This window comes from Candidatus Tisiphia endosymbiont of Ditula angustiorana, assembly GCF_964026425.1.
Lineage (GTDB): Bacteria > Pseudomonadota > Alphaproteobacteria > Rickettsiales > Rickettsiaceae > Tisiphia.
The window spans coordinates 1,899,785-1,912,529 of record NZ_OZ032143.1; the positions used below are offsets into that span (position 1 = coordinate 1,899,785).

The following is a 12,745-nucleotide window of genomic DNA, read 5'->3' on the forward strand; positions in this document are numbered from 1 at the left end:
TCTTTTAAAGCTTGAGATTGTACGATGTGTACAGAACTAATTCTGCTACTTTACAGTATCCACTCACGATCATAAATTTTTATTATCGCAGTGTGTATTTAGTTTTCAGTTTTATCAACTTTTCAAACAGCTACAGGATTGTTGCCCTGTGTGAAGTTTTATACCGATTATTCAGAACAATGTCAAACATTATTTTATCTGATTAACAGATTTGTTTGTCTTTCTTTGTTAGCATTTCTATCATATCTTCTTCTATGTTCATTTGGCGACATTGTTTGACTTGCTTTAGGTACTGGTGGAACAACTTTTATTTTTTTTATAGTAGCTTTATTCAAATCTACATTTTTTAGCAAAGGATTTGATTTAACTTCTTCACTTATATTCCCAACAACTCTTATATTATCTAAATTCATTGTTTTTTCTGGATGTTTTTTATTATATTTTTTAATTTCCGGAAGAAGTGTAGTTAAAGTATTACCATCAATGGTAGCTCCTTCAAAGTCTATATGTTCTTTAAAAGTAACTCTCTTAAAAGAACATTCTTTCAATTCAGCATTTTTCAGAGAACATTTCCCTAATGTTACTTCATTAAAATTAAATCCTTTAATTTCAAAATTATCTAATTTCATATCTACTTTTTCAAAAGATAATCCTCTTAAATCTTTATTACTTAAGGAATAATCAAGTATTGGTGAATACTCATATGAATTACTTCGACTATATTTTTCAGCCTGCTCCTGAAAAATGGAAGATAAATATCTTTTCTCTCCTGGCAATGATACTAAAAGAGGACTTAGCAAAATATCTCCAATAATTTGACCCATTTTTTCACCAATTACTTTTTCACGTGTTGAATTAGACACAAAATGTTTTTGAAAATTATACTTCCAAAGGTTAATAGTAGCTCCTACAGCTAAACTTAGAACTTTTGCATCAGATAACAAATTAATCAATGGACGAACCATTGCACTATATTCTCCCTTCTTATAGGAAGCCGTTATTGTTCCTACTTCCTTAGCATGATCCCCTAGTACTTTAACAACTGCTTCACCTTTTAGTTTTAGTTTTTTACCCATCTCGGTTTCATTTAAAAATTTCTCAACCACAGGACCAAGGTCTTTAGCATGTTTTATTAAAAGCTCAGGTATTTTTTCTTGTAAAACTTCTTTAACCTTAGGATTATCCTTATTAAACTTAATAAGAGAGTTTACTAATTCACCAACTTTTTCTGCTTGTTTGGATTCAGGTACGTTCATAACATCTTTAGTTTGCTCAATGATTCTTCTTACCCCCTCTTTGTCTGCTAAACAACTTTCAGTAAGTTCTGCTATTATCGGTAAAACATCAACAATAAATGGAATAGTTGCTGCTGTTGCATCACGTACAAATTTAGGATTCAGACCAAGAGATCTTATATTTTGCTGAACTTCTGTTTGATCCAAAAAACCTAAAATATTATCTTTATTATCAGCAAAATATTGTGGTAGCATCGATTTTAAGGCAGGAGCTAGATCTTGAACGACCTTACCAGCATTATCTAAAATATACGCTACCATGGCTTTTTGTATTTCCACTATTTCTTCTTTTCGAGTCGAAGATAAATTTTTATCAGTCAATAATTCCAAGCCAAGATCTTGATGTTTCATATAAAGCTCATAAATCATAACCATTTCAGGAGTATGATCTAATATCGTGCTACTTGCATTAGTTGCCAGTAACATAGTATTTTTAAAAAATTCTTTTGATACGAATCTAGTAAATGTATCGTCTAGAACATTCTCAGCAATTTTGGTAATTTCTTTTTGATTAGCTGGATCGCGTAAAAACTCAACTAAATCTTTCTTGACTACTTCCGCTACTTTAGGGCTGGTGAAGATTTCCAAAGCATTTTTAATGATATCACGCCCTGAATTCTCGTTAGAAATTATTAGATTTTTATAAATTTCTTGTACTTTTTTATTTGATTCTCCTTCTAATATGCCACCTCCTAATTTTAGCACCAACGGCACTATCCTTCTAATAAAATTTTTATCTACTCCATCAAATATATCAGGATTAACTCTACTAGCTTCTGTAGGTGAAATCATTGGAGCAGGATTTAACACAGCTCCTAAAACTGACAACAAAACACGCTGAGCGATCTGATCTTTCAATAGATCAGATTGTGCTTCATTCAGAGCAGGAATATATATATCAGCCACTGCACCAGCTCCCTTGATTAGATTAGATGCATGCTCTACTTGTTCTTTTTGTAATTTTTGCCTTTCTTCAATTAGCAACTTATCACTTAATAATTTTCCACTGACTTCTTGAAATTTCAGGAAATCAGCATATAGCTCATCATATAATAGCTTCTTTGTATCCAGCGGATTCCTAATAGCTGAAGGTACTATAGTAGCAATATCAAGAAGAAATGCCCCTGTCTCTTTTAATAGGCCTACAGCGATGTGAGGTAAATTCTCTAGTGTTAATTCTAATTGCTCCGCTTTTTTTACTTGTTCCAATTGTTTTTGCTCTTCTTGAAGCTTCTGCGGGATAATTTCTTGACCATTTTGAATGAATGTGCCTTTTAAACCCATCAAATTTACGTCCACAATATCAGTATCAATATCGACCGTAGCTTTGGACAAATCAGCCTCAGCTAACTTTGCCGCACGTAAATTCACCCCTTCTAACTTAACCTTTTCTGCTTGTACTTTTTCCAATATCGCTTGCTGCAATTTTGATTTTGTAAGATCACCATTCATGAATATTACTTCGGTAAAATCACCTTCCTGAGCGTCAATACTCCTCATTATACTATTTGAGAAATCAGCCTTTTGTGCATGAACTTTTTTTAGTATACTATAACTTGTATTGATTCCTTTAGCCTTCGCTCCTTCCAAAACCGCCTCTGTTAAGTTAGCAAATTTGACCTCTACTCCTTCTAAAATTGCATTTCTGAAATTGGCCTTTTGTGCTTCCACCATATTTAGATTGGCCTTAATAAAATTCACTCCTTCAGCATTAATCCTTCTTAGAATAGCTGCTTCTAAATTCGCTCCATCCAGCTTAGTCAAACCACTTAACTCAGCATCCGACAAATCTAATCCTTTTGCTTCTATGTTCTGCAATATAGTATCTTTAAATTTTGCTTTATGTGCTTCAGCCTTTTCCATCAAAGCATTAGATAAATCACTCTCTATAACTTGACACTCTGTTAAAATAGCTTTATCTAATATTGCATGCTGCATTTGTACTCTTCGTAAATCTGCTGATATTAAAGCAATACCTTGCAAATCTGCCTGATTAAATGTTGAATCAGTCAATTTTGCGTGATCCCATTTACCATTTTTTATATTTGCATAATCAAAGTTGGAGTTATTTATCACAACCTCTTGACCATTAGAACGAGCCATAAAAGCATGTGTGAACTGACTATTATCAACGACTGCCTGACTTAAATTACTATTAAAAAAATTGGCGTTATCTGCTTTAGACCTTAAAAAATTAGCTCCATCAAGTTCTGCACTCTCGAAATTCGCTTCACTAATATTAGTGCCATTAAATTTGCATCCGGATAAAACGGACCCTGCGAACACAGCACCCCGTAAATCTGCTCCTGAGAAATCTAAACCAGATAAATCAACTCTATCATACCATTCATTATTAGTAGAAGTATCAACTCTACTAGAACAATCTGCAATAATTCTTGCTCCTGATCTTATCTGTGATTTCTCTAATTTAGATTTAGCAAAATCATTTAAGCTTAAATGTTCATTACTCTTTCTTGTCTGCAAATATTGCTCTATATCTTTCCGAGCTAAGGGTACATATTGTATTTCTTGATTTCGCTGTTCTTTAGTTGATCCTCGTACATAAGCTGGATCAAAAGTACAACTGCTACTGCCATAAATATTTTGAAAAGTTTCATGCATTGGATTATCTTCTCTAGGAAATATTTTTTGCTCAACCATTAGCTTCAGCTCTTCTTCCAGCCTATCATATTCTGAATTCCCGGTTTTATAACCTCCAATACGCCAAGCCTGAGCTTTCAAGCTTAACTTCTTCTCCGCCTCCTCTAATTCTTTTTGTTTACTACTTATAAAATCTTGCTGCTCTTTTTTGCGAACTAAGTCACTTTTTATGTCAGCATATTTTCTGCCTAAAGAAGAAGTGGTGCTGAATTTTATCCCCTCAATATCACGTTCTTTCCCTATTTGAGAGTATCCTTTATAGTTATCAGAAAACCTACAATTAGCAAGGTCAGCTCCTCTAAAATCTATGTTTTGTAGAATAGTATCTTCGAAATAAGCCTTGTCAAAATCAACATCACAAAACACTGCATCAGCTAAATTACATTCTTTAAAAGTAGTATTTTTAAATATACAACCAGTAAAATCTCCTCCGCTTAGGTCTGTTACATTACCAGATCTACTAAAAGTCCTATCAGATAAATCTGCAACTACTACTACATTACTATCTTCAAAATATTTGCCCTTTAAATACTGGTTAAGGCTTAAACTTTCCTTAGGGTCACTTGCTAAAGTTGCATGCTGAGCTGTAATATAATCCTTTATATCCTTGCTAGTAGGACGAAACTTTTCAATTTTAACATCTGGATCATCGAAAGCATATTTTTTCTTCACCATAACTATACTCCTCAATTATATTCCTTTTCCATATACTCTTCTGCTCCTACGAATTGTTTTTTGAAAATATCAGGAACTCGCGTACTCATGTACTAAATGTACATTCCGCTTACTCGCCCCTCATTTTCAAATCCAATTCGTAGGATCATTGGAGTATATTAAAGATTTAATAACAATTTCTCAGGATTCTCAATCAATTCTTTTATTTTTACAAGAAAAGTAACTGCTTCTTTACCATCAATAATACGATGATCATAAGATAAAGCAACGTACATCATGGGACGTATTTCTATCTTACCATTAACCACTACTGGTCTTTCTTCGGTCTTGTGAAGACCTAAAATACCTGATTGAGGAGGGTTAATAATCGGAGTTGATAATAGTGATCCATAAACACCGCCATTTGAAATGGTAAATGTTCCACCTGATAAATCAGACATAGATAATTTTCCTTCTCTAGCCTTTTTACCCAAACCAGCAATTTCTTTCTCAACCTTAGCAAAACTCAATTTGTCAGCCTGCCTAACTATTGGCACTACTAGACCCTGCTCTGTCCCTACTGCAACACCAATATCATAATAATTCTTATACAGAATCTCATCCCCTTCTATCTCGGCGTTTACCGATGGGACTGCTTTAAGAGCTTCAATAGTAGCTTTTACAAAAAATGACATAAATCCCAGCTTAACCTTATGCTTCTTCTCAAACTCTTCACGATATTGCATACGCAAATTAATAACTTTCAACATATCAATTTCATTAAAAGTAGTTAGAATAGCTGCAGTATTTTGTGATTGTTTTAAACGATCCGCTATAGTTTTACGAAGACGTGACATTTTAACACGCTCAACCATCCCTTCATTTGCCTGTACAACATTAGCTATAACAGGTAATTCTGTTTCTTTTGCAGGCGGGGTATTTATGAACTCTAGTACATCTCCCTTGGTCACTCTGCCTTCTCGACCAGTACCTTTTATGTCAGTTAATTGTAGTTTATTTTCACTCACTAATCTTTGCACCGAAGGCGGAACATCAACCTTGTTTGTACTTGCAGGTTGCTGTTTTATCTCTTTGTCTAGTGTACTAGGAGAAGCTACACTAGAAGCTTCTCCTTCGGTGATTTGTCCTACACTCTCACCCACATATACTGTATCGCCCTCATTCTTAAGTATTTTGCTTATTACACCAGAGGAAAGTGCATTTACTTCTAACGTAACTTTCTCTGTCTCAAGTTCTAAAAGTAGCTCATCCACTTTTACCGCATCTCCTTGTTTTTTATGCCATTTAGCAATAGCCGCTTCTGATACAGACTCTCCAAGAGATGGAACTATAATTTCAATACTCATAATTATTTTATTCTCCTAATTATATTCTATTATAAACTCAATTCGATGTAAAACATCGGTTTAATAGCCTAGGGTGTCCCTGCACCTTCGGATGTTACCATTCACTATGGCAAAATCTTCTCAGGTTACTTTATTAATAACTAGTTCACTACCAGTTGATTTTATGTTTACCGTATCACCGCTCATAATACTAATCGAAAGAATCATTTTGGCAAAATGATTCTGTAGTTCTCGTTGAATAACTCTCTTTAATGGTCTAGCACCAAACATTGAGTCATAACCCTTATCAGCAAGGTAATTTATAGCTGATTCATCAAATTGCAATATAATATTTTGTTGCAAAAGAATTTTTTTTAGATTATCCAGTTGTATTTTAACAATATCATGTATGTTGGCACGATTTAGTTTATGGAATAGAATAATCTCATCTAGCCTATTTAAGAATTCAGGTTTAAATACGGCTCGTACATATTCCATTACTTGTTCTTTGATTTTATGTTGGTCATCTTCTTCTCGTTGATTAATAAGTATTTCAGCTCCAAGGTTAGAAGTAAGAACAATAATGGTATTTTTAAAATCAACGGTTATCCCTTGACTATCGGTTAGTCGTCCTTCATCTAAAATCTGCAGCATGATGTTAAAAATATCTGAATGAGCCTTTTCTACTTCATCAAATAAAATAACTTGATAAGGTCTCCTGCGTACTGCTTCTGTTAAAATGCCACCCTGCTCATAACCAACATATCCTGGAGGTGAGCCAATCAAACGTGATATGGAATGTTTTTCCATATATTCAGACATATCAACTCTGAGAATAGCGTTACGATCATTAAATAAAAAAAGTGCTAAAGCTTTGGTTAGTTCAGTTTTCCCAACACCAGTTGGACCTAAGAATAAAAATGATCCAAGTGGTCTGTTAATATCTTGCAAACCAGCACGAGAACGGCGTACGGCATCACTGATTCCTTTTATAGCTTCATCTTGACCGATCACTGACCTGCGAAGTTTATCTTCCATAGCTAGTAGTTTTTCACGTTCGCTTGATAGCATTGTATCAATCGGTATACCAGTAATTCTAGATATGATTATAGCTATATCGTTTTCCGATACGACTTCTTTTGATAGTTTGTTATCTCCTCCTTCTATTGCTTGTTGTAATTTCTTAGTCAAATCAGGAACAACACCATATTTTAGCTCACTAGCCCGTGCAAGATCGCTACTTCTTTCTGCTCGTTCAAGTTCTGCTTTAGCTTTTTCTAGTTCCTCTTTTAATTTTTGCTCAATATGTATTTTGGATTTTTCAGCTTGCCAGCTAGCACTCATATCATAAGAAAGAGATTCAAGTTTTTCTAATTCATCGGTTAAGAGGATAATTTTCTTTTTTGAATGTTCATCATTTTCTTTTTTTAGAGCTGCTAGTTCAATCTTTATTTGAATAATACGACGATCAAGTTCATCCAATTCTTCTGGTTTACTAGATAATTCTATTTTTAACCGACTACATGCTTCATCGATTAAGTCAATGGCTTTATCTGGTAAGTAACGATCAGTAATATATCTATTGGATAAAGTGCTGGCAGCAACTATAGCACTATCAGCAATTCTTACACCATGATGTAATTCGTATTTGTCCTTAATACCACGTAAAATTGATATAGTATCTTCTACTGTTGGTTCACTAACGTAAACTGCCTGAAACCTTCTAGCAAGAGCTGGATCTTTCTCAATATATTTACGATATTCATCTAAAGTGGTAGCACCAATACAATGGAGTTCCCCTCTAGCAAGCATGGGTTTTAGTAAATTTGATGCATCCATAGCCCCATCTGTTTTGCCAGTTCCTACTAAAAGATGTAGTTCATCAATAAATAAAATGACTTCCCCTCTAGATTCTTTAATCTCGTTTAATACCGCTTTTAGTCGTTCTTCAAATTCTCCGCGATATTTAGCCCCAGCAATTAAAGCTCCCATATCAAGTTCAATGATACGGCAATTTGCTAGCGTTTCTGGAATGTCTTGGCTAAAGATTCTTTGGGCTAACCCCTCTATTATGGCTGTTTTACCAACTCCTGGCTCTCCTATCAGCACTGGATTATTCTTCATTCTTCTTGACAAAACTTGTACTGTTCTTCTAATTTCCTCATCTCTGCCAATTATTGGATCAAGTTTACCAAGTTCTGCTAGCCGCGTGACATCTCTACCATATTTCTTTAGGGCATCGTAACTACTTTCAGAAGATTCGCTATCTGCTTTCTTACCTTTTCTTAACTGCAGAATTGCGGCGTTTATTTTTTTACTAGTTATTGAATTATCCAATAAAATTTTACCAGCAGATGTTTGGTCATATGATAATGCTTCAAAAACTCGCTCAATAGTTACAAAACTATCAGCATTATCCTTAGCAAGATCTGAGGCTTTATTAAGTAATTTTAAGCTTTCCGATGATAAATAAAGCTGTCCTCCTCCTTCAATTTGTACTTTTGGGATTTTGTTTAATTCTATAGTTACAGCTTTATTTAAATCGTCTAAGCTACTACCCAAAATATTAATGAGGTTAGTAATAATGCCGCTATCATCATTTAACAAACTCGCCAGTATATGTAATGGCAATAGTTGCTGATGATCATTTTTTGCTGCTAAGCTTTGGGCATTAGAGATGACAGATTTTGCATGTGTAGTAAATTTATCCATATTCATTTCAATAACCTTATAAATTTTAAATTAACCTCAAATATCGATGTAAGAATAATTATTATTCTCTTTTTTTTAAATCATAGTTGATGACATCACCCCTAATGGCGATGATTACTTGAGCCTAGTATTAACTTGTTACATCGCATTAAGGTTAGAATATATCATAATATTTGACCCCACTAAGTATTTTATATAATTAATGGTTAATAATAATACAAGGGGCTATAGCTAAACCCGAAAATGTTTGAGTCATGAAAACGATGTTATAAACTAGCTCAAGGCAAATCCTTCCCGCGTAGGCGGGAAGGATTTCAACCCACAACTGTCGAAAGTTAGAAGAGGAAGGGGTTTTAAATAGGGTAACGTCATTGCGAGGAAGACCGTAGGTCGACGAAGCAATCCAAAAAAGTAACCATAAGTGGATTGCTTCGTCGGCTTACGCCTTCTCGCAATGACAGCGGTTATAAGCCGATAGCCCCTTTTGTGTTTAATGGAACTTGTAATACAGAACTATTTAATAATTGGGTTGAGAAGTTTTTAATTAAAGAATTAAAAGCAGGACAGGTTGTAGTACTGGATAATGCTAGTTTCCATAAATCAAAGAAGACGAAAGAATTAATAGAATCAGTAGGTTGTAAGGTTATTTTTTTACCCCCATATTCACCAGACTTAAATCCAATAGAAAAATTTTGGGCTAATATGAAAAAATGGATTAAAAATAAGATAACAGAAACTAGTAAATTATTCGAAGCTATTTCTATGTTCTTTGTCACCTAATTCAATGTATTTTACTATAACAATAAATTTGCAGGAAATGATAAACAAAAATTTAATATATTTGATTCAACAACTATCAGTTTATCTAGTTAAAGAATTCAATACCAGATAGTATAAGATTTTGTACTTTTTTGTGGCGGTAATCCAAACTTGGTGGAGCTGAAAATATGATCCACTTCGAACTTTCGACAGCTGTGGATCGTAGGTAGCCACGTACTAAATGTACGCCTAGCACTTCATAATTTTGATTCTATCGTCTATCAACTCTTCATTTACGAGTAGTATACATTTGACCTTTATCGATAAAAATGATAAAATAGACCTAGAAAGGTGTTAATAACCAGCTTGAACAAATATACAAAATAATTATTTTAAATAAGTGATAATAATATGAAAATTTCAGCAAATGCTATTAGGGCTGGTAACATTATAGTGTATAATGATGATTTATGGGTTGTAAGCAAAACACCTGAACATACCAAACCTGGTAAAGGTGGGGCTTATGTGCAAGTAGAGATGAAAAATTTAAAAACTGGTACAAAACTTAATGAGCGTTTTAATTCATCCGATTACGTTGAAAAAGCACAGCTTGAGAATAAGGATTTACAATTCCTATACTTTGAAGATGATGATCTCGTGTTAATGGATAATAAGACATTTGAGCAGATTTTAATTAATAAGGCAATTCTTGGCGAATGTTTGCCATTTCTTGAGGATAATATGGTACTCAAGGTACAGTTTTATGAAGAAAAAGCTTTAAATGCTGAATTACCGCAAACCGTTATTGCTGAAATTATGCAAACTGATCCTGTAATTAAAGGCTCTACGGTAACATCTTCTTATAAACCAGCGATTTTAACCAATGGAGTAAAGGTAATGGTACCGCCTTATTTAGTTACCGGGGAGAAAATAGTTGTAAAAATTGAAGATATAAGCTTTGTTGAGAGAGCAAAGTAATATATACTCAGGTAGAACTTCAAGAATTAGCGTTCCCGCGACCTAGAGATCGAAGCTGCTCCGTTACTCATGTACTCTACGCCGCTCGACTTTGCTACTGCCTGGCTCTTCTTGAAGTTATACTATCGTCTATCATCAACCCTTGAAATCATATATAGCTTATGCAGCCTATAACTAACTTACTTATTACTGCATCATGTAAAGCTGTTAAGTTTCTGCAGAGAGATTTTTTGGAGCTGGAAATGCTTCAAAGATCTAACAAGGGAAACTATGATTTCTGCAATAAGTCTTATGTTAAAACACAAGACTTATTACGTAATGAGTTGCAAAAATATACAAGTTCTTTATTTTTTCCAGAGGATAAGTTCGAATTGGATAACGCTTCTGAGATGGTTTTATTAATAAATCCGCTTGATAGTTTGAGTAATTTAGAGAAAAGTATACCATTTTTTGCTGTATCTATAACGTGTTTAAAAAAGATTAATAAAATTTTAACCACGATTTGTACTGTGATAAACTTTCCAGCTCTTGATGAGATTTATTATGTTGAGAAGGGAAAAGGGGTGTGGGTAGGAAATAATACCACTAATAATAGTGGTAGATTAAGAGTTTCGGCTTGTTCTAGTTTTGATAATTTTCTAATTTCTACTGACGATCTTAACATAAACCCAGTTTTTTTGAAAAATGCTAGGGTTTTTGGTTCTCATTGTTATGGAATGCTATTACTTGCAGCTGGTAAGATTGATGCTGTTTATTTTTCATCATTAAATTACACTTTAAAAGCTAGCTTTGATTTAATTGTCCGAGAATCAGGTGGAGCAATAATAAATAATGACAAAACGTTTGTTGCTACTAATTATGAACTTTCCGAGAAATTTAAACATCTATTACTTGAAAAAACGTCATTGAGTAGTTAAGTTCTGTCGCCAAAATTTTTTACTTTTATTTTTTTGTTAGATCATATACAATTTTGTTAGGGATAAGTTTTTTAGGATTAAATCTTGAAATCCCTAATATTATTCTAATAATCTAATGTTATGTTATGAAAAAGTTTAGTGTTAATTGTGATTTTGGTGGACAAATGGCACCGTTTACCATATATGTAGGGCAACCTGAGCCGGGGCATCATCCCTTGCATTTTCAGGATGACTGGTTATCAAAGCAACGTGGTGGGAAAATACCAGCTGAGGTCATGGATGCGATAACTAAACTGCAAGAACTGGCTAATAAGAATAATGTTCTGCTGGAAGAATTGTGTGTGTATGCTCTTGGTTCTGCACAAGAGAAGGAGGATAAATCTGAAAAAAGTGAAGAATCAGAAAGTGATAATGACGACCAAGATGGTAATAATGATGTTAACGGTGACATTGCTAGTTAACCTGAGTTCGATGTAACTGGCTTGATGTCACCCCTACTTCGGTGCGGGGTCTAAAATATCTAATAGTATTCTTGGTTATTTTTTAAGATCCCTGCTTTCGCAGGGATGATATCTAGGAGATTAAACCTATGTCTTACATAAAACTGAGGTTAGTTAGTTATCATAATTGACACACAATAATAATTTTGATCAGGTGGTTGTGTCTATATCAGAAGATATTACATTAATAAAATTCAGTAATGTATCTAAACAATTTGGCAAAAAGTTACCCCTTACTAATATTAATTTTACCGTTAAAAAAGGCGAGGTTACGACTTTAATCGGTCCAAATGGTGCTGGAAAAACAACAATAGCTAGATTAATCTTGGGATTAGACAGTGCCTCATCTGGTAATATAACAATTCACCCACATCTAAAAATTGGCTATGTACCGCAGAGACTAGATTTTGCTTCAGACTTACCAATTACAGCTGAAAATTTTTTGTATTTATTAGCCTCAAATGCTACTCGCAATGATTGGCAAGAATGGGGTAATTTTATTGATTTTGATAATTATAAACATCATGATATTTCAGAACTTTCTGGTGGCCAATTTCAGAAGCTAATTCTGACTGCTACCTTACTCAACAATCCTGATCTAATCATTTTAGATGAACCAACTCAATCATTAGATGTTACTAGTCAGCAAGAATTTTATCGGATTATTAATCAAATAAAAAAACGTCTCAATATTACGATTTTTATGATATCACATGACTTATTTACTGTAATGAAAAATTCTGACCAAGTTATATGTTTGAATGGACATATATGTTGTAGCGGTAAACCTAACGATTTAGCACAGAACCAAGACTTCCTAAACACCTTGTCATCAATTGGTTTTTATGTCCATCATCATGACCATAAACATTAGATCTTTTTGGCAAACTCCATAGTACCCTACATTTTTTATATAACCACTA

At 33.8% G+C, this 12,745-nt stretch carries 8 protein-coding genes; 5 read left to right on the forward strand and 3 right to left on the reverse strand.

Features of this window, described 5'->3' with window-relative positions:
- Window positions 1-194: 194 nt before the first annotated feature.
- From AAGD29_RS09160 to clpB, 3 genes are all read right to left on the reverse strand, one after another.
- The gene (locus tag AAGD29_RS09160; RefSeq protein ID WP_341757897.1) at window positions 195-4,631 is read right to left on the reverse strand and encodes a pentapeptide repeat-containing protein; all 4,437 of its coding nucleotides are present in this window, start codon (window positions 4,629-4,631) and stop codon (window positions 195-197) included.
- A gap of 158 nt (window positions 4,632-4,789) precedes the next feature.
- The gene (gene odhB, locus AAGD29_RS09165; RefSeq protein WP_341757898.1) at window positions 4,790-5,977 is read right to left on the reverse strand and encodes a 2-oxoglutarate dehydrogenase complex dihydrolipoyllysine-residue succinyltransferase; all 1,188 of its coding nucleotides are present in this window, start codon (window positions 5,975-5,977) and stop codon (window positions 4,790-4,792) included.
- Window positions 5,978-6,097: 120 nt separating this feature from the next.
- Window positions 6,098-8,674 carry an ATP-dependent chaperone ClpB gene (gene clpB / locus AAGD29_RS09170; RefSeq protein ID WP_341757899.1) on the reverse strand — a complete coding sequence of 859 codons (2,577 nt, stop codon included), beginning with the start codon at window positions 8,672-8,674 and terminating at the stop codon, window positions 6,098-6,100.
- Between the two features lie 420 nt (window positions 8,675-9,094).
- On the opposite strand from clpB, the gene AAGD29_RS09175 reads away from it, so the two are divergent.
- The 5 genes from AAGD29_RS09175 to AAGD29_RS09195 all read left to right on the forward strand — a co-directional run bounded on the left by AAGD29_RS09175 (window position 9,095) and on the right by AAGD29_RS09195 (window position 12,696).
- Entirely contained in the window at window positions 9,095-9,448 is a 354-nt protein-coding gene (locus AAGD29_RS09175; RefSeq protein ID WP_341757900.1) for a transposase, read from the forward strand.
- A 390-nt stretch (window positions 9,449-9,838) separates the two neighbouring features.
- The gene (efp, locus tag AAGD29_RS09180) at window positions 9,839-10,405 is read left to right on the forward strand and encodes an elongation factor P (RefSeq protein ID WP_341757901.1); all 567 of its coding nucleotides are present in this window, start codon (window positions 9,839-9,841) and stop codon (window positions 10,403-10,405) included.
- Between the two features lie 161 nt (window positions 10,406-10,566).
- Window positions 10,567-11,322, forward strand: coding sequence for an inositol monophosphatase family protein (locus tag AAGD29_RS09185; RefSeq protein ID WP_341757902.1), 756 nt, complete (start codon window positions 10,567-10,569; stop codon window positions 11,320-11,322).
- A gap of 125 nt (window positions 11,323-11,447) precedes the next feature.
- Window positions 11,448-11,783 (forward strand): DUF2610 domain-containing protein, encoded by a 336-nt coding sequence (locus AAGD29_RS09190; protein WP_341757903.1) that lies wholly within the window; start codon window positions 11,448-11,450, stop codon window positions 11,781-11,783.
- Between the two features lie 217 nt (window positions 11,784-12,000).
- A complete protein-coding gene (locus AAGD29_RS09195; RefSeq protein ID WP_341758792.1) occupies window positions 12,001-12,696 on the forward strand; it encodes a metal ABC transporter ATP-binding protein in 696 nt (231 codons plus the stop codon).
- Window positions 12,697-12,745: the final 49 nt, after the last annotated feature.

Bases quoted from the DNA above. Each gene is read 5' to 3' on its own strand.
- AAGD29_RS09160 (WP_341757897.1), bottom strand. From the start codon at position 4,631: ATGGTGAAGAAAAAATATGCTTTCGATGATCCAGATGTTAAAATTGAA.
- odhB (WP_341757898.1), bottom strand. From the start codon at position 5,977: ATGAGTATTGAAATTATAGTTCCATCTCTTGGAGAGTCTGTATCAGAA.
- clpB (WP_341757899.1), bottom strand. From the start codon at position 8,674: ATGAATATGGATAAATTTACTACACATGCAAAATCTGTCATCTCTAAT.
- efp (WP_341757901.1), top strand. From the start codon at position 9,839: ATGAAAATTTCAGCAAATGCTATTAGGGCTGGTAACATTATAGTGTAT.
- AAGD29_RS09185 (WP_341757902.1), top strand. From the start codon at position 10,567: ATGCAGCCTATAACTAACTTACTTATTACTGCATCATGTAAAGCTGTT.
- AAGD29_RS09190 (WP_341757903.1), top strand. From the start codon at position 11,448: ATGAAAAAGTTTAGTGTTAATTGTGATTTTGGTGGACAAATGGCACCG.